The organism is Pseudomonas sp. McL0111, assembly GCF_052567255.1.
This window is the reverse complement of record NZ_CP199585.1, coordinates 966,739-989,365: the sequence shown is the minus strand read 5'-3', so window position 1 is coordinate 989,365 and position 22,627 is coordinate 966,739. Positions and strand designations below refer to the sequence as shown.

General features: G+C 60.2%; 19 protein-coding genes and 1 riboswitch. Of the genes, 12 read left to right on the top strand and 7 right to left on the bottom strand.

Translation table 11 applies throughout. The features are described 5' to 3' along the window. The first annotated feature begins 47 nt into the window (after positions 1-47). Positions 48-1,487, top strand: a complete 1,440-nt coding sequence (locus tag ACTWLJ_RS04520; RefSeq protein ID WP_445180018.1) for a hypothetical protein — start codon at positions 48-50, stop codon at positions 1,485-1,487. 3 nt (positions 1,488-1,490) lie between these two features. On the opposite strand, the gene ACTWLJ_RS04515 is transcribed toward ACTWLJ_RS04520, so the two are convergent. Further along, the gene (locus ACTWLJ_RS04515; RefSeq protein WP_401216173.1) at positions 1,491-2,144 is read right to left on the bottom strand and encodes a toluene tolerance protein; all 654 of its coding nucleotides are present in this window, start codon (positions 2,142-2,144) and stop codon (positions 1,491-1,493) included. A gap of 125 nt (positions 2,145-2,269) precedes the next feature. Here ACTWLJ_RS04515 and msbA point away from each other — a divergent pair, with 125 nt between their 5' ends. The 7 genes from msbA to ACTWLJ_RS04480 all read left to right on the top strand — a co-directional run bounded on the left by msbA (position 2,270) and on the right by ACTWLJ_RS04480 (position 10,516). Continuing rightward, complete coding sequence (gene msbA, locus ACTWLJ_RS04510) at positions 2,270-4,090, top strand: lipid A export permease/ATP-binding protein MsbA (protein WP_401216172.1); 1,821 nt, start codon at positions 2,270-2,272, stop codon at positions 4,088-4,090. Further along, on the top strand, positions 4,084-4,980 hold the full coding sequence (locus tag ACTWLJ_RS04505) for a GNAT family N-acetyltransferase (RefSeq protein ID WP_445180017.1): 897 nt from the start codon (positions 4,084-4,086) through the stop codon (positions 4,978-4,980). The genes msbA and ACTWLJ_RS04505 overlap by 7 nt, the downstream gene beginning before the upstream one ends. 4 nt (positions 4,981-4,984) lie before the next feature. After that, complete coding sequence (locus ACTWLJ_RS04500; protein WP_445180016.1) at positions 4,985-6,385, top strand: PIG-L deacetylase family protein; 1,401 nt, start codon at positions 4,985-4,987, stop codon at positions 6,383-6,385. Between the two features lie 64 nt (positions 6,386-6,449). Continuing rightward, positions 6,450-7,871 carry a bifunctional D-glycero-beta-D-manno-heptose-7-phosphate kinase/D-glycero-beta-D-manno-heptose 1-phosphate adenylyltransferase HldE gene (hldE, locus tag ACTWLJ_RS04495; RefSeq protein ID WP_445180015.1) on the top strand — a complete coding sequence of 474 codons (1,422 nt, stop codon included), beginning with the start codon at positions 6,450-6,452 and terminating at the stop codon, positions 7,869-7,871. A gap of 130 nt (positions 7,872-8,001) precedes the next feature. Continuing rightward, positions 8,002-8,976, top strand: coding sequence for a glycosyltransferase family protein (locus ACTWLJ_RS04490; RefSeq protein WP_445180014.1), 975 nt, complete (start codon positions 8,002-8,004; stop codon positions 8,974-8,976). Then, on the top strand, positions 8,977-9,684 hold the full coding sequence (locus tag ACTWLJ_RS04485; RefSeq protein WP_445180013.1) for a hypothetical protein: 708 nt from the start codon (positions 8,977-8,979) through the stop codon (positions 9,682-9,684). A 31-nt stretch (positions 9,685-9,715) separates the two neighbouring features. Continuing rightward, a complete protein-coding gene (locus ACTWLJ_RS04480) occupies positions 9,716-10,516 on the top strand; it encodes a hypothetical protein (RefSeq protein ID WP_445180012.1) in 801 nt (266 codons plus the stop codon). 4 nt (positions 10,517-10,520) lie between these two features. Here ACTWLJ_RS04480 and ACTWLJ_RS04475 read toward each other — a convergent pair whose 3' ends face one another. The 4 genes from ACTWLJ_RS04475 to ACTWLJ_RS04460 form a co-directional block, all read right to left on the bottom strand. Continuing rightward, entirely contained in the window at positions 10,521-11,486 is a 966-nt protein-coding gene (locus ACTWLJ_RS04475; protein WP_445180011.1) for a metal ABC transporter ATPase, read from the bottom strand. A gap of 31 nt (positions 11,487-11,517) precedes the next feature. Further along, on the bottom strand, positions 11,518-12,330 hold the full coding sequence (locus ACTWLJ_RS04470; RefSeq protein WP_445180010.1) for an aldo/keto reductase: 813 nt from the start codon (positions 12,328-12,330) through the stop codon (positions 11,518-11,520). Further along, a complete protein-coding gene (locus ACTWLJ_RS04465; RefSeq protein ID WP_445180009.1) occupies positions 12,327-13,502 on the bottom strand; it encodes an NAD(P)/FAD-dependent oxidoreductase in 1,176 nt (391 codons plus the stop codon). The genes ACTWLJ_RS04470 and ACTWLJ_RS04465 overlap by 4 nt, the downstream gene beginning before the upstream one ends. Positions 13,503-13,697: 195 nt before the next feature. After that, entirely contained in the window at positions 13,698-14,030 is a 333-nt protein-coding gene (locus ACTWLJ_RS04460) for a DMT family transporter (protein WP_401216162.1), read from the bottom strand. Positions 14,031-14,133: 103 nt separating this feature from the next. On the opposite strand from ACTWLJ_RS04460, the gene ACTWLJ_RS04455 reads away from it, so the two are divergent. Continuing rightward, a complete protein-coding gene (locus ACTWLJ_RS04455; protein WP_445180008.1) occupies positions 14,134-15,036 on the top strand; it encodes a LysR family transcriptional regulator in 903 nt (300 codons plus the stop codon). Between the two features lie 11 nt (positions 15,037-15,047). After that, the gene (waaA, locus tag ACTWLJ_RS04450) at positions 15,048-16,322 is read left to right on the top strand and encodes a lipid IV(A) 3-deoxy-D-manno-octulosonic acid transferase (RefSeq protein WP_445180007.1); all 1,275 of its coding nucleotides are present in this window, start codon (positions 15,048-15,050) and stop codon (positions 16,320-16,322) included. A 171-nt stretch (positions 16,323-16,493) separates the two neighbouring features. Here the strand turns inward: waaA and ACTWLJ_RS04445 are convergent, their stop codons facing one another. Then, on the bottom strand, positions 16,494-17,927 hold the full coding sequence (locus ACTWLJ_RS04445; RefSeq protein WP_445180006.1) for a TolC family outer membrane protein: 1,434 nt from the start codon (positions 17,925-17,927) through the stop codon (positions 16,494-16,496). A 205-nt stretch (positions 17,928-18,132) separates the two neighbouring features. After that, a riboswitch (TPP riboswitch) is annotated at positions 18,133-18,238 on the top strand. A 146-nt stretch (positions 18,239-18,384) separates the two neighbouring features. On the opposite strand from ACTWLJ_RS04445, the gene thiC reads away from it, so the two are divergent. Both thiC and cytX read left to right on the top strand, forming a co-directional pair. Next, entirely contained in the window at positions 18,385-20,274 is a 1,890-nt protein-coding gene (gene thiC / locus ACTWLJ_RS04440) for a phosphomethylpyrimidine synthase ThiC (RefSeq protein WP_445180005.1), read from the top strand. Positions 20,275-20,419: 145 nt separating this feature from the next. Then, positions 20,420-21,712 (top strand): putative hydroxymethylpyrimidine transporter CytX, encoded by a 1,293-nt coding sequence (gene cytX / locus ACTWLJ_RS04435; protein WP_401216157.1) that lies wholly within the window; start codon positions 20,420-20,422, stop codon positions 21,710-21,712. Here the strand turns inward: cytX and ACTWLJ_RS04430 are convergent. Then, positions 21,681-22,427, bottom strand: a complete 747-nt coding sequence (locus tag ACTWLJ_RS04430) for an RsiV family protein (protein WP_445180004.1) — start codon at positions 22,425-22,427, stop codon at positions 21,681-21,683. The two genes, cytX and ACTWLJ_RS04430, sit on opposite strands and share 32 nt — an antisense overlap. Between the last annotated feature and the right edge of the window lie 200 nt (positions 22,428-22,627).

Below are 22,627 nucleotides of genomic sequence, written 5' to 3'. Positions count from 1 at the left end.
GTGGTGAGTGCTGTTGAGGGGGTTGGGTGAAAGAAACGCGCAATAAAGTGGGAACTCAGATCTCCAGAATTGTGGATGAGCATCCGGTATGGCTGGCGTTTTTCGCCAGCGTGTTGCTATCACTGGTTGCCGTGATGGGTAGCGCGACAGTCGCACGCGATGCAGCCCTTTACATTGATATCGCCCAGCGGGTCACGCTCCTCGGGCCGAATGTAGCCTGGGAGTCTTTTGACTGGCCCTGGTTTTCGTTACTTCTGGCGGGTACGCATGTTGTTCTGCACTTGCCGCTGGAGCTGAGTGCCTATCTCTGGTGCGGCCTGTTCTTCGCCGGCACCAGCGCGCTGATGGTGGATTGCATCCGCCAGCGTTCCCCCGAGATTGCCCGCTGGGCCTGTCTTGTGATGCTGGCGATGCCGGCGATCAATAGTTTTCGAGATGACATCATCCGCGAATGCGGGTTCTGGTTCTTCTGCACCCTGACGTTCTGGCTTTCGATGCGCTGGCAGGCTCGCGGCGGCTGGTTGCGGGCGGCATTCATTCATCTGGCGATCGTGGGTGCGGTGTTTTTTCGGCTTGAGGCTTTATTGTTATGGCCCGCACTGGCGCTTTGGCAACTGCCCAATCTGTGGGCGCCGCAACGGCGCAAACAGTTTTTTCAGTTCGCATTGTTGCCCTTGATAGGCTTGGTGGTCGTGTCGGTGTCGGGAGCGCTGATGTCGGCCCGAATGATGATCTACCTGGACATGATCTCGCCGCATAGCGTGTTTTCTTCGTTTCAATTGCTGTGTCAGCAATTCGCCAACTCGCTGGTCAACAAGTATTCGCAGGACGACGCCGGTCAGATCATCTTCTTCGGCATTCTGGCGACCATGGCGATCAGTTTTGTGAAGCTGATGGGGCCTTTTGCCGTCCCCTTCGTTTTGCGTCGCAACTGGGGGGTTCTGGGTGCCTACTGGCGTGACTATCGTCCGTTCGCCTGGGCGGCAGTGCTATATCTGCTGGTATTGGTGCTGTTCTTTATCAAGCAGCAGTTCATGAACAGCCGATACATGAGCTTCCTCAATCTGCTGTTTGTACCGGTGCTGGCGATGGGGCTGGCGGCATTTGTCGGCCAGTCTCCGCGTTTGGGCAAAGCGCTGGTGGTGGTGGGTTTGCTGGTGATGCTGTCGAACGTCCTCTCATTCGGCGCCGGGAAGACTCATTACGTCGAGGCAGGCCGCTGGCTGTCTGCGCATGTCGAGCCGGGCGCGCCGGCCTACTTTGAGGACGGGCGTATCAGTTATTACGCTGGGCGCGGCTACGTGCTTCCGACGTTGACCCGAGAAGAGGCGATGTCGGCCGCGCAGGCAGACAACTATCGCTACTTCCTGATTGATGCGAAGGGTGATGAGCCGTGGCTGAACGACTGGCTGGTTGCACACAAAATGCGCATCATCGAGCACTTTGCCAATCGCAAGGGCGCGACGATATTGGTCATCGGCAAGTAAAAGTCAGTCGAGCAGCGGGCGCAGGCGTGCAATTAATGGCGCTTGGCGGTTGCTCGGCAAGGCCTGGCGGTAACCTTCGATGAAGGTGTCGCCAGCGTCCTGCCCCAGTAGCCACTGGCGGTCTTCCTTGTAGCGCAGCAGGTGGGCGAAGTTGCGCAGGCGCTTGCTGTCGCTCAGCGCACGTTTCTGGCAGCGCAGATCGGCAATGTCGATCAGCCCCAATTGATTGTCCGGGGTCAGCACGACGTTGCCGAAATGCAGCGATCGAAAGTACACGCCTTTGTCGTGCAGTTGCGCGAAGTACCCACCCAGCTTGAATCGCAAGGCGTCGGCTTCCTCGTTGTTGTTCTGCAACTGGCGAATGGTCATGCCAGCCAGCGGGTCATAGTAGACACCGTCACGTTCAATGCTCGGTATGCGATACACCGCGATGACCTTCGGACACAGAATGCCCCGCTGTTCGAGGGCGCGGGTGTTGTCGGCGAAGCGTTGCGCGTAGGGATAAAACAGCGCCGAACTGAGCAGTCGCTTGCGGCGAAACAGCTTGAGCATGCGGCCATCGGCCAACTTGAGCACCTTGTCGCCGGAACCGTCGGCTTCCAGTACGTGCGCACCCTTACGCAGTGCCTCGTAGCTGTTGTGATCAATCGATTGCATGCCTGACTCCCCATCGTGAGCCGGCTATCTTAACCGACTTGGCCGAGAGCTGGCTTCCCGTCATGTTTATTGGGGGGAAAAGGCCTGTGATATCATCCGCGCCTCACTGATTTGCGCGGATTACCATGAGCAGCCCTGAACCGAAAGCCCAGTCTACGCTGGCGATCTACTTCCGTCTTTTGGCTTACGTGCGGCCTTATGCGGGCCTGTTCATTCTCAGTATCGTCGGGTTTCTGATTTTCGCGTCGACCCAGCCGATGCTCGCCTACATCCTCAAATACTTTGTCGACGGACTGGCCAACCCCGAGGCCAGCCTGTTCCCGGGCAATCCTTACCTTGGCAAGTTGCAGTTGCTGGAGACCGTGCCGCTGATGATCGTCTTCATCGCACTGTGGCAGGGCGTGGGTTCGTTTCTGGGCAACTTCTTTCTGGCGCGGGTTTCGCTCGGCCTGGTCCATGATCTGCGAGTTGTACTGTTCAACAAGCTGCTGGAATTGCCCAACCGCTTTTTCGACAAGAACAATTCCGGCCACCTGATTTCCCGCATCACCTTCAACGTGACGATGGTGACCGGCGCAGCCACCGATGCGATCAAAGTGGTGATTCGCGAAGGCATGACCGTGATTTTCCTGTTCTGCACCCTGCTGTGGATGAACTGGAAACTGACTCTGGTGATGGTGGCGATCCTGCCGCTCATCGGCGTGATGGTGAACAGCACCAGCCGTAAATTCCGCAAGCAGAGCAAGAAGATCCAGGTTTCCATGGGTAACGTCACCCACGTGGCGTCCGAGACCATTCATGGCTATCGCGTGGTGCGCAGCTTTGGTGGCGAGACCTACGAAAAGCAGCGTTTCCGCGACGCCAGCCAGAGCAACACCGACAAGCAACTGACGATGACCAAAACCGGCGCGGTGTATACGCCGATGCTGCAATTGGTGACTTACAGTGCCATGGCGGTGGTGATGTTTCTGGTGCTCTACCTCCGTGGCGATGCGTCGCCGGGCGATCTGGTGGCTTACATCACCATGGCGGGTCTGCTGCCCAAGCCGATTCGTCAGCTCTCCGAGGTCAGCTCCACCATCCAGAAAGGTGTGGCCGGTGCCGAGAGTATTTTCGAGCAACTGGATGAGCCTGCCGAAGTGGATCAGGGCACGGTCGAGCGTGATCGTCTCGACGGTCGTCTGGAAGTGCGCAATCTCAGCTTCCAGTACCCGGACACCGAAAAGCAGGTGCTCAACAACATCAGCTTTGTGGTCGAACCGGGGCAGATGGTTGCTCTGGTCGGGCGCTCCGGCAGCGGCAAATCCACTCTGGCGGGCCTGATTCCGCGTTTCTATCAGCATGCACAAGGGCAGATTCTGCTCGACGGCGTGGAAGTGCAGGACTTCACCTTGCGCAGTCTGCGTCGTCAGATTGCTCTGGTGACCCAGCAGGTGACTCTGTTCAACGATACGGTGACCAACAACATCGCTTACGGCGATCTGGCCGGCGCACCTTTCGATGAGGTCAAGCGCGCTGCAACCGAGGCTTACGCCGACGAGTTCATCATCAAAATGCCGCAAGGCTACGAAACCATGGTCGGTGAAAACGGCGTGCTGCTGTCCGGTGGCCAGCGTCAGCGCATCGCCATCGCCCGCGCCCTGCTCAAGGATGCGCCGTTGCTGATTCTCGACGAGGCCACTTCGGCCCTCGATACCGAATCGGAACGGCACATTCAGGCGGCGCTGGATCATGTGGTGCAGAACCGCACGACGCTGGTGATTGCGCACCGTTTGAGCACCATCGAGAAGGCCGACCTGATTCTGGTCATGGATGAGGGGCAGATCGTCGAGCGTGGCACCCACGCGCAACTGCTGGAGCAGAACGGCTATTACTCGCGCCTGCATGCCAGAGAGTTTGAAGAGGGTGACGAATCGCAGCCGGCCCATGTGACGGACGTATGCTGAGCATGTTTCGCGCCTGGCGCGAACGTGGCTGGACCGAGATTGACCGTGATGCCTACGCGCAGGCCTGGCAGCGTTTTGGCGGCAGCTTTGCGACTCACCCTGAAGTGGTCGAGCGCCTGTCGGCGTTTTTGGGCATCAAGCTGCATTATCTGGGCTGGGTCGTTGATGGCGACGTAGTCGGCGCCGTTGCCTGTTGGGGGCGTCATGTCGCCCTGTCCAAGCAAGTGCTCAAGCGCGAAGGCAAGCGCGGCTTGCTCGACATGGGTAATGCAGAAATCATCCTGCCTATCGCTGCGGAGACAGTAGTGCCGGTGCGCCAGCGCGCCGCTTATGTCTCCCAGCTCAATGCCGGCCAGATCAGCACCCTGAAAGCGCAACCCGAAGGTCTGGCGCTGGCCAGGGCCCCGGAAGACTATTCGAAGAAGTTTCGCTATAACCAGCGGCGCGAGCAGCGTCTGCTGGAAGAGGCGGGTGGCTCGCTGGTTGCCATGTCCGGGCTTGCCCCTCAGGAGCAGGCTACGATTTACGGCGATCTGTTTCAGCGGCGCTGGGGTTTCGAAGTGCCCGGCAAGGCTGGACTGGTTGAGGTCTTCACCTTGCTGCGCGAATTCATGACCGGTTCGCTGGTGATGCTCGATTCTGCGCCGGTAGCGGTCCAGATTCTCTATCGAGTCGAAGCACCGCAGTGGGTCTCGCTGGAGTACGTCAACGGTGGCGTCGACCCGCAGAGTCGCGAGTTCAGTCCCGGCAGCGTGCTCAGTTTCGTCAACACGCAGCAGGCCTGGGCGGATGCGCATGCGCTGGGCAAACCCCTGCGCTACTCATTCGGTCGTGCTGACCGCGAATACAAGGATCGCTGGTGCCACACGGTGCCGGTCTACCAGGTTTGAATTGATGAGTGCGCGCAAGCAACAGCTGCTCAAGATCCATCGGCGCAACAAGCGATTGTTCCTGATTGCGTTTCTGTTGGCGCTGGCGGTGGTCGGTTTTCTGATCGCCTGGTGGCTGGTGCCGCTGTTGCTGGTGCTGGCGTGGGTCGCCCACGAAGCGTGGTTTGCCGATCATTTGTTCTATCGTCCCGGCGACGACTATCACTACGACTTTCCTGCGGACACGCCAAGTCAGGCCATCAGCCTCGAAAACGGCTTAGTGCGCTTGAGCGGGCCATTGGCGCCAGGCGAAACCCTCGTACTTGAACTTCAATTGAAGGCCTCCTGGCTGGGGCGCTGGCTAGACCCTTGCGTCGAAATCGGCAATGACCGGCAGGAGTTCGAACGAGGCGTCAAGGGCAAGCGTTTCCTCAATCTTTCCGGGCAAAGGGAGGCGTTGGAGCAAGGTTCGCTGAAGCTGTGCGGGCGTCATTGCAGCGTGAGTGCCAAGGGCACGCTCTGGGTCATGGCCAGTCCCGACTACAGCCGTCAGCGGGTGATGGTCATTGCGCCGCATGCCGATGATGCCGAGCTGGCTGCTTTTGGCCTGTATAGCCAGAGCGAAGAGGTCAGCATCGTCACCCTGACTCAGGGGGAGATCGAAGCAGAAGAGTTCCATCGCCTGGGCTTGAATCAGGCTCAGGCGGCCCGTTTGAAGGGGCGCCTGCGCAGTTGGGACAGCCTGACCATCCCTCTCTGGGGTGGCGTGCCCGCCAGTCATTGCGTGCAATTGGGCTATTACTGTCTGCAATTGCCGCCGATGGCCGAAGAGCCGGCCAAGGCATTCGGCTCCCGCGAGTCCGAGGAAAGCGACGTGCGCAGCGTGCGTCGGCATAACCCTGTTGCTCTGCCGGCTGATCTGGATGGCGCGGCTACCTGGCAGAATCTGGTCGCAGACCTGACGGCATTGCTGGAGCATTTCCGTCCGCAAGTGCTGGTGACTCCGCATCCCGAACTGGACCCGCATGGCGATCATGTCGCGTCCACCCGCGCGCTCCTTGAGGCAGTCGCTGCCAGCAACTGGAAGCCGACGACGTTGCTGATGTACGCCAATCACCTGCATGACAATGACCGCTGGCCGATGGGCCCGGCTGGAAGTGGCATCGCGTTGCCGCCAGCCATCGAGCCGTTGCCTGCTGACCGGCTCTGGAGTCCGTTGGTGTCGCCGGATGTGCAACTGGACAAGGCGATGGCGCTGGCCATGGAACACGATCTGCAAGGGGCACCGGTGTTCAAACGCCAGTTACGTCGCTGGATACAGAGGGTGCTGGCGGGGCGACGTTGGCCTGAAACAGGCAGTAACGAGTTTTTCCGCAAGGCAGTCCGGCGTCATGAATTGTTCTGGGTGCGCGACCTTTCAGAATGAGGCGGACGACGCTTTACCCTGTGTTAATATCGCGCCCCTGTTCATTTTGTATGTGGGTTGCTCCATGAAGTTGTCCATGCCGCGTTTCGATCAAGCGCCTGTCTTGGTAGTCGGCGATGTCATGCTCGACCGTTACTGGCATGGCGGAACCTCACGGATTTCCCCTGAGGCCCCGGTTCCGGTCGTCAAGGTCGAGCAGATCGAGGATCGCCCGGGTGGCGCTGCCAACGTTGCCCTGAACATCGCCGCGCTGGGTGCTCCTGCATCGCTGGTCGGCGTGACCGGCGACGACGAAGCCGCCGACAGTCTCGGCAACAGCCTTGAGGCTGCGGGTGTGCGGGCGTTGTTCCAGCGCATCGCTCACCAGCCGACCATCGTCAAGCTGCGGGTCATGAGCCGGCACCAGCAATTGCTGCGTATCGACTTTGAAGAACCTTTCTCCACTGATGCCCTGGCCCTTGCCTCGCAGGTCGATGATCTGCTCGAAGGCGTCAAGGTGCTGGTGTTGTCCGACTACGGCAAAGGCGCACTGAAAAACCATCAGGCGCTGATCCAGGCAGCCCGTGCCCGCAACATTCCGGTGCTGGCCGACCCCAAGGGTAAGGATTTCTCGATCTATCGTGGCGCGAGCCTGATCACCCCGAACCTCAGCGAATTCGAAACCATCGTCGGCGGTTGCGCCGATGAGCACGAACTCGTGAGCAAGGGTGCCACCCTGATGCACGACCTCGAACTCGGTGCGCTGCTGGTGACCCGTGGCGAACACGGCATGACCCTGCTGCGACCGGATCATCCGGCGCTGCACCTGCCTGCCCGCGCTCGTGAAGTATTTGATGTGACGGGTGCTGGCGATACCGTGATTTCGACCCTGGCGGCGGCGATTGCTGCCGGCGAGGAGTTGCCTCACGCGGTGGCCCTGGCCAACCTGGCAGCAGGCATTGTGGTCGGCAAGCTGGGTACGGCGGCCATCAGTGCACCGGAACTGCGCCGCGCGATTCAGCGCGAAGAAGGTTCCGAGCGCGGTGTGCTGGGGATCGAGCAACTGCTGCTGGCGGTTGCCGACGCCCGTGCGCACAACGAAAGAATTGTCTTCACCAATGGCTGCTTCGATATTCTGCATGCTGGCCATGTGACCTATCTGGAACAGGCGCGCGCCCAAGGCGATCGTCTTATTGTTGCAGTTAACGACGATGCTTCGGTCAGTCGCCTGAAGGGCCCTGGCCGTCCGATCAACAGTGTTGATCGGCGTATGGCTGTATTGGCTGGCTTGGGCGCCGTGGACTGGGTCATCAGTTTTGCTGAAGGCACGCCGGAAAACCTGTTGCGTGAGGTCAAGCCGGACGTGTTGGTCAAAGGTGGGGATTACGGCATCGACCAAGTGGTCGGCGCGGATATCGTGACTGCCTATGGCGGCACGGTGAAGGTTTTGGGGTTGGTTGAAAACAGCTCGACAACGGCGATTGTCGAGAAGATTCGCAATCGTTGATCCAGTGAATACTTTCCGTTGTGTACTGCGTATGAACGGGTTTTGCCGTGGGGATTTAACCGTTTCTTTTGATGTCGGCTGCTACAAACCCGATGCGCTTGCCTGTACTTGTCACGTGGTAACTTAATTTATGAAAGTCATGCTCCTGGTGATGGACGAGCAGCGAGTCATTCTGGATCGGCTGTACGAAATCGTGCAGCAGAACTGCGATGAGTGCTCCATCTTTCGTCTGAGTAAACAGCAGCAGATGAACCTGGGCTCGTTTCTCGCCTCTGTCGATTATCAGACCTTTGACCGGGTGGTGATCTTCTCTCGCGTGAAACGCCTGGCGCCGCAACTGCGTGTGCTCAAGTGCATCCCGGGGCTGATCTTCCTCGAACACGACGCCTACCAGAACTACATGCCCGCGAGTAAGTACCGCAAGGTCTACTCGCGGCTCTACAGTCGCCTGCCAAGTTGCCGGGCGCTGGTGTCCGGTGCCGTGGTTGCTCGCAAAATGAACGCCGAAGGCATCGACACGGTGTTCGTGTCCAAGGGCTATGACGAGCAGATGCTGCGCAACACCGGTGCCGAGCGCGACATCCCGATTGGTTTCCTCGGTAGCCTGAAAAGCACCGAATACGCTCAGCGCAAAGCGATTCTCGAGTCACTGTCCAAGCGCACCGGCATGCTGGTGACCCGCACCAAATCCGGCGCCGAATACCTGGAAACGCTCAATCGCATCCGGATCTTTGTCAGCGCCGACATTGGCATGAACGAATTCATGATCAAGAACTTCGAAGCGATGGCCTGCGGCTGCGTACTGCTGGCGTGGAGTCAGGGCGAGGAAGACACGCTGCTGGGTTTCGAAGACATGCACAACACGGTGTTCTACCGCAGCGAAGACGAGGCGGTAGAAAAGATAAAACTGTTGCAGGGCGATCCTGCGCTGGCCGAGCGCATCGCCGCCAATGGGCAGGCGTTTGCCGAAAGCCGTTATTCCTTTGCCCGCGTCGGGCAGACCCTTGCCGCTGAAATCCAGCGTGAAATGCGTCCGTGGCAACCGCCTTCGGCGTTCACCCAGTGGTGGGTAAAATTGCGCTACGGGATGAAGGTGCCGGTGTAAATGAAGGAGCATCAAGCGCCGAAAAACGGCGAATACATGGCGCTGGATGCGCTGCCCGGCGGCGATCAATGCGTTCCCGATGCCTTTTCGCCGGCCTTCAAGGCCTGTTTGCAGCGTGCACCCCGAGTGGTGCTGATTGCCAACAACCCGGCGATTACCGCCGCTGATTTCGCCGGACTGAACATCGGCGTGGATGACGTCGTGGTCAGCTTCAATACCTGCGTCAAGGCACCCTTGCTTGACCCGCGCAGCGTCAATGTCCTGGTTCATGGCTTCAACGCACCGGATGCGTACTTTTTCGGTCTGCCCCGCAACCCTCAGGTTCAGCAATTGGTCGAGCAGGCCGGCGAGCGCAGTTTCACTGTGCTGGTCGGGGTAACGGGGGCGATGAGCCCGGTGCCTGGTGTGGCACTTTTGCGCGAGCGCATTCCACTTCCGCCGCTGTGGAACTACCCGGTTGATCGCCCGGGCGGCAAGCGTTATGTCGGCCCCTCCACGGGGTTCAACGCCCTGGTGTTGTTTGACTGGTTACGCGGGCATGGCGGATACACCTACCAGCTCATGACCCTGGGTTTTTCCAATGAAGCGGGAAAACTCTGGGGCGGACACGCCTGGGACTACGAGCGCGACTGGCTGCAACAGGCCGACGTCACGGTTGTGGCTCTTCAGCCGCGCCCTTGGTGGCAACGGTTACTGCGTCGCAAATGAGCGACGAATCACTATTAAAAGGTGCTGTTGAGTGTTGAAAGTTGCAGTGGCTTTTTTCGGAATCCCAAGAAATTCGCAGATCTGTTTTCCTTCCATCGAGGAGAACGTGCTGGCGCAATTGCCTGCGGATTGCGAGGTGAAATGTTTCTATCACCTCTACAAAGTCGACGAAGTGCAAAACACCCGTTCGGGCGAGCGGGGTGAATTAAGCGCCGATAACTACCGGCCTTTCGAGTCGATGACAGGTTCGCTTACGTCAACTGAGGGCGTGCTGGAGCGTTGGGATTTCGAGCGCGTGAAGTCACTCGGCGATACCTGGGCGGACGACTATGCGTCGCTGCGCAACCTGATCTTTCAATTGAATTCGCTGCACACCGTGACCACGGCCATCGAGTCTTTCGATCCCGACTTTGTTGTGTTCGTACGCCCGGACAATTTCTTTCACACGCCGTTGCCGGCTTATGTGTTCAAGGCTCCGCAGGCGCGCCGCCACAACGCCTACATTCCTGACTGGCAGTGGTGGGGTGGATTGAATGATCGGTTTGCCATTTGCGGTCGTGATACTTACGTCGCTTACGGTAAACGCATCGAGCGCATCTTCGATTTCTGCAAGGCTACTGGAAGAAAGCTGCACTCCGAGCGGTTGCTCAAATATGCACTGCAACAGGCTGATGCGAAGGTCTGTACTCTGAAAACCCAAGCCTCCCGCGTGCGTATCAATGGTGCGTTCGCCGAAGAATCGTTCTCTCCCAAACGCGGTATGGGCAAGCGCGAGAACCGTTATTTCCACTTCTTCGCCACGCTGCGCACCTTCATGGATCGCCAGCGCTAGAGCGTCACTTTCCGGCGCTGCGCTTGACCAGCCCGACCAGTTTCAGCGCCTTGATGCTCAGTTGCTTGAGGCTCTGACGCGGTGCTTTGGCCGGCAGCAAGCCTTGTTGCGCCAGCCAGTCCTTCCAGCGAATCCGCTCTTCGCGTACCACCCAGCCGTCCTGTCGGGCAAAACTTTCGGCCAGATACAGGCCACGGGTACCTGCCGGATACAGCTGACCCTTCTTCAGCGTGTAGAGCTCTGCAAGAGGTTCGCCATCCTGTAGCGGCATCAAATACAGATCGGGACGTTTGCGGTCGAGCCGGGCCACCAGTTGATCGCCTTCCAGACGTTCATCGACGTGGAACAGGCTCAGGGATTTGGCTTCCTTGGGGACTTCCAGGCGCAAGTCATAAATCAGTTGGAGAGAGGCGGTCGGCAGATGCACGTAGGCCCGCGGCCGTTCCTGCAATTGCAGATTGGCGCAGCGCACCGGGAGAGCCGAGCCGGACAACGGCGTCAGGCGAAAGGGCAGCGCCTCGCGATAATGCAGCGCGGACGAGTAAGGCGCGGGCAGCCAGGTATCGTTGAATCGGCCACCGAGCCAGCCTTCCGGGGTTTCCAGCAGGCACTCTTCGGCGATCTCCTGGATCGCTGTATGCAACGGAATATTCAATTCGTGAGCCGGCACGTAACCGGAAATCAACTTGAGCACGACGTCGCCGCGATCCTGCCTGCGCTGGCGCACCAGCACCCAGTAATCGCGATTCTGCCAATGCAGGGTCAGGCGCACCGAGACCCCGAGGTTTGCCAGTTCCAGGGCAAAGCGTTCGGCATCCGCGACGCTGACCGGTTTGCGCCGCTGCAAGGTCTGGGCGAAATTCAGCGGCATGCCGACGCTCTGATAACTCAGGCCTTCGGGCGTGGCTTCGACGAATAGCGGCAGGGTCTTGAAGTTGCTCGGGTTCTTTCTGATGAGCGTGCGCGGCATGTCGGCTCCTGCTTAAGGCCGCGAGGCGGCGTCAATGACCACGAAGGACCTGGGCAACGGTCGCAACGTTGTGGGCGAGGTGCAGCGGATTGATGGTGCCGACAATAGCACTGGCGACGCCAGGCTGTTGGAACAACAACTCGAAACTGGCGCGAACCGGATCGACGCCGGGACTCAGGCAGACGTGACCGCTGGCCAAAGCCTTCTTCACCAGAATGGCTTTGCCGTGAGCAGCAGCATAGTCAATCACGGCCTTCTCGTTTTGCTCATTGAGATTGTAAGTGACCATCGCGCAGTCGCCTTGCTCCAGCGCTTTCAGCCCGCCCTCGACAGTTTTGCCGGAGAAGCCGAAGCCGCGAATCTTGCCCTCGGCCTTCAGCGCCGCGAGGGTTTCATAGACTTCACTGTCGTTGAGGATTGCCAGATCGTTGCCGTCGGAATGCACCAATACCAGGTCGATAAAATCCGTTTCCAGACGTTGCAGACTGCGCTCCACTGACAATCGAGTGTGAGCCGCGCTGAAATCGTGGTGCGACAAGCCATCAGCAAATTCTTCGCCGACCTTACTGACGATGACCCAGTCGTTTCGCTGGGCGCGCAACAGCGGGCCGAGGCGTTCTTCGCTGCGACCGTAAGCTGGCGCGGTGTCGATCAGGTTGATGCCCAGTTCGCGGGCCTGCTTGAGCAGCATGCGCGCCGCGTCGTCGTCGGGAATCTGGAAACCGTTGGGGTATTTCACCCCTTGGTCGCGGCCGAGTTTGACCGTGCCCAGGCCCAGCGGCGAAACCATCAGGCCGGTGCTGCCCAGTGGGCGATGCAAGTCATGCAGGGTTGGCAGGCTCATGGCAGCAGTTGCTCCCAGGCCGGGACGCCCATTGGTGGTTTCGGCAGTTCGGGCAGTGGCTCGGCAGCACTTGGCTGAATACCGTCGCGCTCAAGGGAGGCGATGACCCGGTCGGCGAAGTCCGGCGCCAGCGCCAGTTTGGTCGGCCAGCCCACCAGCAGACGACCTTCCTCGGCTAGGAACGCGTTGTCCGGTCGGGTCAGGCCCGATTGCAGCGGTTCGGCGCGATCCACCCGCAGGGTGGCCCATTGCACGGTGCTCAGGTCGATCCACGGCAGCAACTGGCCGAGTTCTTTCTGCGCGGTAGCGATCTGCTCAGCGGGCTCGCGGGCCACGCCTTCGCTTTCGGCGATGTCGCCGCCCATATACCAGACCCAATTGCCATCAGCCGCCGGATGCGTAGTGACGGTGATGCGCGGTTTGGTGCCGCCGCCCAGGCAGTGGGCGTACAGCGGTTTCAGGCTCGGGCCTTTGGCGATGATCATGTGCAGCGGACGGCGTTGCATGGCCGGTTTGGTCAGGCCGAGGTCGGTGAGCAGTGCGGCGGTGCCGGCGCCAGCGCTGAGCACGATGCGCTGGGCACGGATCGCGCGGCCATCGACCTTGAGGCCGACCAGCACGCCGCCGTCGAGCAACGGCTCGATCACTTGGCCGGCGAGCAAGCCGTCGCCGGCCAGATCCGCCAGACGCTGGATCAGGCTCGGCACGTCGACCACCAATTCGGCGAGGCGATAGACCTTGCCCTTGAAGCGCTTGTCTTGCAGGGCGGGCGGCAGTTGATCGCCCTTGACCTGATCGACTCGGCCACGCACGGCTTTGCTGGCGAAGAAACTGGTGAGATTGCCGGCGATAGTGCCGGGCGACCACAGATAGTGAGCTTCGGAGAGCAGGCGCACGCCGCTCAGATCCAGCTCGCCGTCTCCGGCCAGCGCTTCACGCCAGCGTCGTGGCATGTCGGCAATGGCTTCGGAAGCACCGGTCAGCGCACCGTGCAGTGCGTACTTGGCGCCGCCGTGGATGATGCCTTGCGACTTCACACTCTGTCCGCCGCCGAGGCTGGCGCTTTCCACCAGCACGGTCGAAAAACCCTGACGGCGCAGGCGCGCATTCAGCCAGAGGCCGGCGACACCAGCGCCGACAATCAGAACGTCGGTGGAAATAACGGATGGCATGCAGCGACCTCAGTGTTCAAGACGAGGGCGCAGTATACAGACTCGTGAAAGAGGGGAATTGTTGGTGATCAACAGGCTGAACCCAAAGCCTGCAGGAGTGAGCCTGCTCGCGATAGCGGCGGGTCAGTCAGCTTAAATGTCGAGTCGACTATAGCTATCGCGAGCAGGCTCACTCCTACATTGGAACGGTATGAATCAGTGGCCGGCGGTTTTCGAGAACAGTTGAATCACCACCACGCCCAGCACAATCAGGCCCATGCCCATCATTGCCGGCACATCCAGCTTCTGTCCGTAGATGAACAGCGCCGCGACGCTGACCATCACGATGCCCATGCCGGCCCACACCGCGTACGCCACGCCCACCGGCACCGTGCGTACCACCAGCGTCAGCATCCAGAACGCGATGGCGTAGCCGCAGATCACCAGAATCAATGGCAGCGGCGTGCTGAAGCCTTTGACCGCTTTCATCGAAACAGTGGCGATCACTTCGGCACAGATGGCGATGGCCAGGTAGGCGTAGGCGTTCATGGTTCAATCCTCAAGTAAAACGTTGCTTTCTGAGGTCGGCATTCTAGTGATTCTCCAGATGGGGTAAAGTCATTACCTATCTGTTTTGAAGATGGGCTTGCTGATGAACATGCAATGGAATCTGGATCAACTGCGCGTGTTTGTCGACGTCGCCGAACAGCGCTCGTTTTCTGCTGTGGCGCGGCATCAGCGCAAGGCGCAGTCGGCGATCAGCAGTGCGATTGCCTTGCTGGAAGACGACTTGGGCGTCAGCCTGTTTGAGCGTAGCAGTGGACGCCAGCCTAGCCTCACTGAAGCGGGAGAAGCGTTGCTTGAGGAAGCGCGCGAGGTGTTACGCCAATGCGAGCGCCTGAACGGTCGGGCCATGGCGATGATGCGTGGCCAGGAAGCGCAATTGCGCGTGGCGCAGGACGAGGCGATGCCCTATCAGGCACTGGTGGAAAGTTTCGGTGCGCTGGCCGAGCAGTTTCCCAGTCTGGAAGTGCAACTGACCAGCGCCGCCCAAGGTGAAGTCGCGCGCAAACTGGTCGAGCGTCGCGCCGATCTCGGCCTGTTGTTCTATCACGACGAAATCCCCGAAGCGCTTGAGCGCCGGGTGCTCGGCAGCGTGGAAATGGTCACCGTCTGCGGGATCAATCATCCGTTGGCGACGCAGTCCTACGTCACCTGCCAGCAGCTGGCGCAACACCGACAATTGTTGATGTCGACGCAAACCAGCGTCTATCCGGGCAATGAACCCGCCAGTCCGCAGGTCTGGCGTGCCGACAGTTTCTACGTGATGGCCGAGTGGCTGGTGCGCGATCTCGGCTGGGCCTGGTTGCCGCGCCACGTCGTGCAGTATTCGGCGTATCAGGGCTCGATGGTCGAACTGGACAGCGAATGGACCCCGCCGTCATTGGTCGTCGAGTTGGTCTGGCGCCGCGATGAGCCGCTGGGGCCGGCGGCGCGTTGGCTCGCCGAGCGTTTTGCCGTGCACTTGCGGGCGATCGGCGACAAAAGTCGATAAACTCCGCCGCCATGAATAGAACTCTCTACACCGCGCTGTTTTATCTGGGGCTGCCATTGGTGGCGATTCGGCTGTGGCTGCGGGCGCGCAAGGCGCCGGCGTACGCTAAACGGATTGCCGAACGTTTCTCCTGCGGGATGCCGACGCTGCAACCCGGAGGCATCTGGGTACACGCGGTGTCGGTGGGCGAAAGCATCGCTGCCGCGCCGATGATCCGTGCGCTGCTGCAACGTTATCCACAGCTGCCGATTACCGTGACCAGCATGACCCCGACCGGTTCGGAGCGGATTCTGGCGCTGTTCGCCAACGAGCCCCGCATTCAGCACTGCTATCTGCCGTATGACTTGCCGTGCGCTTCGGCGCGTTTTCTGGATCGGCTGCAGCCAAAACTCGCGGTGATCATGGAAACCGAGCTTTGGCCCAACCACATTCACCAATGCGCCAAGCGTGGGATTCCGGTGGCGCTGGCCAACGGCCGGTTGTCCGAGCGTTCGGCCAAAGGCTATGGCCGCTTCAGCAAGCTGACCGCGCCGATGCTCGCCGAAATGAGCCTGCTCGCGGTGCAGACCGAAGCCGAGGCGCAGCGCTTCCGTGACTTGGGCGCACGCCCGGAAGCGGTCGAAGTGACCGGCTCAATCAAGTTCGACCTGACCATCGACCCGCAACTGCTGCAACGTGCCGCCGAATTGCGTGGGCAATGGCAGGCGCTGGAGCGTCCGGTGTGGATCGCCGCCAGCACCCATGAAGGCGAAGATGAAGTGGTGCTCAGCGCCCATCGTCGGCTGTTGGCCAGTCATCCTGATGCGCTGCTGATTCTGGTGCCGCGCCATCAGGAGCGCTTCAATCCGATGTTCGAGTTGTGCCAGCGCGAAGGTTTCGCCACGGTGCGGCGTTCGACCGGCGCTGCTGTCGATGCCAGCACGTCGGTACTACTCGGCGACACCATGGGCGAGTTGCTGTTTCTTTATGCGCTGGCAGACAGCGCGTTTGTCGGCGGCAGTCTGGTGCCGAACGGCGGGCATAACCTGCTGGAGCCAGCGGCGTTGGCGAAACCGGTGATCAGTGGCCCGCATCTGTTCAACTTCCTCGACATCGCCGCGCAATTGCGCAGCGCCGGGGCGTTGGTCGAAGTCGATGATGCCGAAGGGCTGGCGGTGGAAGTGCAGCGCCTGTTCGAACTGCCCCGCGATGCACAACGCATGGCCGAGGCCGGGCTGACAGTGATGCGCCGCAATCAGGGCGCGTTGCAGCGGTTGCTGGATGGGTTGGGCAGACTGATCAAATAACGTCTGGCTCGAACGTTACTGAGAGATGAGGTCTCTGTGGCGAGGGGATTTATCCCCGTTCGACTGCGCAGCAGTCGTCAGGCCGAACAACTCGAGACAGCTGAAAAAAAGCGGGGCCGCTTCGCAGCCCAGCGGGGATAAATCCCCTCGCCACGGGGATTTTTTCGCCTGTTAAGGCCTGGCCTTGAGCTGGGCTTCGGCAGCCTTGGCCAGGTCGGGTGGCAGGAAGTCTTTGTCCGGGTTGTAGTCCGGTTTCAGATAGCGCGCCAGATCCTGCAGGTCACCCGGATTCAACGTCCCTGCTGCCTGCTTCAGACGCAGGTTGTCGAGGATGTAGTCGTAACGAGTGTTGTTGTAGTTACGCACCGAGGTGTACAGCTGGCGCTGGGCATCCAGCACATCGACGATGTTGCGCGTACCCACCTGATAACCGATTTCCGTGGCTTCCACCGCGCTCTGGTTCGAAATGATCGACTGGCGGCGCGCCTGTACCTGCTCGACATCGGTGTTCACCGCGCGATGCAGGTTGCGGGTGTTTTCGACGATCTGCCGGCGCAGCGCTTCACGCTGTTGCTCGCTTTGATCCAGTTGCGCATACGACTGGCGCACCTGCGAGCTGGTCAGTCCGCCGCTGTAGATCGGAATGTTCAATTGCAGGCCCAGCGTACTCTGCTCGACGTTACCGCTGTACGACGTACCAAAGGCATTCGGGTTGGCGAAACCGAGGGCGTCGTTGTCACCCTTTTCGTACTTGGCCACCGCATCGAGGGTCGGCAAGTGGCCGGCCTTGCGCTGCTTCAGCGTCTGCTCGGCGGAACTGACGGCGAAGTTGCTGGCGAGCAGGTTGAGGTTCTGTTTGGCGGCGGTTTCGACCCAGGCCTTGGCGTCGTTCGGCGCCGGCGGCAGGATTGGCAAGGTGTGGACGATGCCCTGAATCGAGTTGTACTCACGGTTGGTCAAAGTGATCAATGCTTCGAACGCATCATCGACCTGACGCTGAGCGACGATCCGGTTGGCCCGTGCAGTGTCATAACTGGCTTGCGATTGCAGCACGTCGGTCTTGTCCGACAGGCCGACATCGAAGCGCTCGTTGGACTGGTCGAGCTGGCGCTTGAACGCAGCTTCTTCAGCCTTGGTCGAGGCCAGATTGTCCTGAGTGCGCAGCACGTTGAAGTAGTCTTCCGCCGATTGCAGAATCAGGTTCTGTTCGGTGGCCGACAGTTGCAACGCGGCCTGTTCGTTGACGTCTTTGGCGGCCTGGTACTGGAACCAGCGATCAGCGCGGAACAGTGGCTGCGCCAGCGTCGCCTGATAGGAGTGAGCACTGCGGTTAGCAATCGCCGAAGGCTGGTCGATCGAGGTGCGCACGTCGGCCACTTCGGCGCCGCCAGACAGATTCGGCAGCAGACCGGCACGGGCCTGTGGCACGACTTCCTTCTGGGCGCCGTACTGGGCGCGGGCTGCAGCCAGATCGGCGTTGTTGTCGACCGCTTCCTGATAAACGCTGACCAGATCGGTCTTGGTCGACAAGGGCGCTTCTGCTGCCCCGGCCATTGAGGTGGACGCACAAGACACGGCAAGAGCCAGTGAAAGTTTGCGCAGCATGAGGCGATCCCTAGCTAAATATTATGAAAATAATCCGGGCGCCAAAGGTACGGCGCGGGCCCCACAGCGTCAAGGCATGGCGGGGCACAGCGAGTGTAGTTGCGCATTCGGGCGGCAACAATCCTGCAAGTCCTGCCAATTGCGCCATTCATCATGGTGTTTGCCGCGGTGTTGGCGTTCTTTGCCGGTTGTGTCTAGACTGGCCGGGTTCTTGTCGGGGTGCCTTGCTATGAGGCTGAGATCGAATAATTTCGGATCCCGTTGAACCTGATCAGGTTAGCGCCTGCGTAGGGAACAAGATTTCTCGTCACCCGGCGAGTCCTCTTGTGCTTCGTCCGGGATATTGTTCGACAATCGAACGCTCGACGACGATGCACAGCACCAGTCCTGGTGCGTCCGTGCCTTTCAGGTTCTGCTCCGACAATCCACTGCCTGGATGCTGTCTGGAGAGCCCGTGATGACTACAAAATCAAAAAACGCGATCAACCTGAGTGATTCGGCCAAGGTCGATGAGCAATCGGTCAAGCCGTTCACCCGTTCGCAAAAAGTCTACGTTCAGGGCTCTCGCCCGGACATCCGCGTGCCGATGCGCGAAATCAGCCTCGATGTGACGCCGACTGACTTTGGTGGCGAAATCAACGCCCCGGTCACGGTCTACGACACCTCGGGCCCGTACACCGACCCGAACGTGGTGATCGATGTGCGCAAAGGTCTGGGCGACGTGCGTTCGGCGTGGATCGACGACCGTGGAGACACCGAGCGTCTGCCGGGCCTGAGCTCGAACTTCGGCCAGGAACGTCTGGCCGATGCCGAACTGACCAAGCTGCGCTTCGCTCACGTCAACAACCCGCGCCGCGCCAAGGCCGGGGCCAACGTCAGCCAGATGCACTACGCGCGTCAGGGCATCATCACCGCCGAGATGGAATACGTTGCCATCCGCGAAAACATGAAGCTGGAAGTGGCTCGCGCCGCTGGCCTGCTGGACCAGCAACACGCCGGTCACAGCTTCGGCGCCAGCGTGCCGAAAATCATCACCCCCGAATTCGTCCGTGAAGAGATCGCCCGTGGTCGCGCGATCATTCCGGCCAACATCAACCACACCGAACTGGAACCGATGATCATCGGCCGTAACTTCCTGGTGAAGATCAACGGCAACATCGGCAACAGCGCACTGGGTTCGTCCATCGAAGAAGAAGTGGCGAAACTGACCTGGGGCATTCGCTGGGGTTCGGACACCGTGATGGACTTGTCCACCGGCAAACACATTCACGAAACCCGCGAGTGGATCATCCGCAACTCGCCAGTGCCGATCGGCACCGTGCCGATTTATCAGGCGCTGGAAAAAGTCGGCGGCGCCGCTGAAGACCTGACCTGGGAATTGTTCCGCGACACGCTGATCGAGCAGGCGGAGCAGGGCGTCGACTATTTCACCATTCACGCCGGCGTGTTGCTGCGCTACGTGCCGCTGACCGCCAAACGCGTGACCGGCATCGTTTCCCGTGGCGGTTCGATCATGGCCAAGTGGTGCCTGGCGCACCACAAAGAGAACTTCCTCTACACCCATTTCGACGAAATCTGCGAAATCATGAAGGCCTACGACGTCAGCTTCTCGCTGGGCGATGGCCTGCGTCCGGGCTCGATTGCCGACGCCAACGACGCAGCACAATTCGGTGAGCTGGAAACCCTTGGCGAGCTGACCAAGATTGCCTGGAAACACGATGTGCAGTGCATGATCGAAGGCCCGGGCCACGTGCCGATGCAGTTGATCAAAGAGAACATGGACAAGCAGCTCGAGTGCTGCGACGAGGCGCCGTTCTACACCCTCGGCCCGCTGACCACCGACATTGCACCGGGCTACGACCACATCACCTCGGGTATCGGTGCGGCGATGATCGGCTGGTTCGGTTGCGCGATGCTCTGCTACGTGACCCCTAAGGAGCACTTGGGTCTGCCGAACAAGGATGACGTGAAGACCGGGATCATCACCTACAAGATCGCCGCTCATGCCGCCGACCTTGCGAAGGGCCACCCGGGCGCGCAGATTCGTGACAATGCCTTGAGCAAGGCGCGTTTCGAGTTCCGTTGGGAAGACCAGTTCAACCTCGGTCTGGACCCGGACACCGCCCGTTCGTATCACGATGAAACCCTGCCGAAGGACTCGGCCAAGGTCGCGCATTTCTGTTCGATGTGCGGGCCGAAATTCTGCTCGATGAAGATCACCCAGGAAGTCCGCGAATACGCGGCCAACCAGCGGATCGACGCGGTCGACGTGGAAGTCGCCCAAGGCCTGGCGGAACAGGCTGAGCGGTTCAAGAAGGAAGGCAGTCAGCTGTACAAGAAGGTTTGATCTGACCTGAAACGGTGGGGCCTGTGGCCCCATCGCCAGCAGGCTGGCTCCCACACTTGATTGGTGAGCCCACAACTCCCCTGTGGGAGCCAGCCTGCTGGCGATTGATCAACACAACAACAAATGTCCCTCTGAGATAACACCCTTGAGCATTCAACCCAGCACTTATTCCCCTGATCTCGCCGTGCCCGCCGACAAGCGTGTATTTGGCGGTCGCGATCTGTTTTCCCTGTGGTTTTCCCTCGGCATCGGCCTGATGGTCTTGCAGACCGGTGCATTGCTCGCGCCCGGTCTTGGCCTGTCGGGTTCGCTGCTGGCGATCTTTCTCGGCACCTTGGTTGGTGTGCTGTTGCTGGCCGCCGTCGGCGTGATCGGCAGCGACACCGGCCTGTCGTCGATGGCCGCGCTCAAACTCAGCCTCGGCAGTAAAGGCGCGAGCCTGCCGGCGCTGCTCAACCTGTTGCAACTGATCGGTTGGGGCTCGTTCGAAATCATCGTCATGCGCGACGCCGCCAGCCTGCTCGGCACCCGTGCGTTCAGCGAAGGCAGCCTGTGGGCCAGCCCGATGTTGTGGACGCTGTGCTTCGGCGCATTGGCCACTTTGCTCGCAGTGAGCGGGCCGCTGACTTTCGTGCGCAAGATCCTGCGCAAGTGGGGCATCTGGCTGCTATTGGCCGCGTGTATCTGGCTGACCTGGAACCTGTTCGCCAAAGCCGATCTGGCTGCCCTGTGGGCGCGTTCCGGTGATGGTTCGATGCCGTTCGCCGTGGGCTTCGACATTGCCATCGCGATGCCGCTGTCGTGGTTGCCGCTGATCGCTGACTACTCGCGATTCGGCAAGCGGGCGAAGAATGTATTTGGTGGTACTGCTGTCGGTTTCTTCATCGGCAACTTCTGGCTGATGAGCCTCGGCGTTGCGTACACCCTGGCGTTCGCGCCGAGCGGTGAAGTCAATGCGCTGCTGCTGGCTTTGGCTGGCGCCGGTCTGGGGATTCCGCTGCTGCTGATTCTGCTCGATGAGTCGGAAAACGCTTTCGCCGACATTCACTCGGCGGCGGTTTCCAGCGGGATTCTGTTGCGCTTGAAAGTCGAGCATCTGGCCTTGGCCATCGGTGTGATCTGCACCCTGATCGCGCTGCTGGCGCCACTGGCGCAATACCAGAATTTCCTGCTGCTGATCGGCTCGGTGTTTGCGCCGTTGTTCGGCGTGGTGCTGGTGGATCACTTCATCCTGCGCAAACGTAGCGCTCAGGTGGCCTCGGCCGCATTGCGCTGGCCGGCGCTGCTGGCCTGGCTTGGTGGGGTCAGCACCTATCATTTGCTGGCGAATCTGTATCCGGATGTCGGCGCGACCCTGCCGGCGCTGGTGCTGGCAGGGCTGTTGCAGTTAGTGCTCGGCCGGGCCTTTAGTTACGGCCGGGAAACAGCTCGGGCTTGAGGATACCGTTCAGGCGCGGGTAAGGGATTTTCAGTTCGACGTGGCCCAGCGCGTAAGGCGCGATGGTGCTCACGTCGTACTTGAGGACCACGGCACCGTAGGTCAGCGCCACGTTCGGGGTTTTGACGAACGGCCAGCTCTTCACGAAATCCGCTTCCTGATCGAGCTTGGTGCTGATCAACCAGCTGTTGTGCGCCACTTGTGCGGCTTTCCAGAACGCGTCTTCCTGACCCGGCAGCAACATGTCCGACAGCGTCAGCACTTTGTGCTGCTGGCGCGAATAGTTGATGAAGCCGCGACCCGGGGTGCCATGCGCGCCGCCAGTGTCCAGATAACTCGATAGTTCGACAATCACCAAGCCGTCATGCTGCTCGCGTACTTTCGCTTGCAGGTAGCTGCTGTTGCGCGGGCCGGCATTGCGCAGGAATTGCTCGCGATAGGCCGCCAGCGTTGGCGCGACGGGGGCATTCGGCTCGCTGCGGGTCATTTGCAGCAGGCGTCTTTCGATGACGCCGTCCAGCGCAGGCTCTGCCGCGAAGTGCACGGTGTCGATGTTGACCAGCGGGCAGTCAGGGTTGGCGCAACCAGGTTTCAGGGTTTCCGAAGCGTCGCGGGTGGTTTCCAGCGGCGTGCGGTAGTTGGGCTGGAACAGGTTGGCGCAGGCGCCCAGCGTCAGGGCGATGGCAGCCACGGAGGCAATTTTGAAAAGCGACATGGGCGTCCTTTCTGAAACAGGGGAAGGCAAAAAGTTATCCGCTTCGACTCTCGCCGAAGCAGTCAGTTCGCCACTAAGCTAATTAGAGTGGGTTTCTCCTCCACCGTCCATCCCGCTGACGGTAAAGAGGGGCTGCATCAAACATCGCGGGCGCGTTAGGATGGCGCGAAGTCGAGGTTGCAAGTCACCAAAAGCAACCG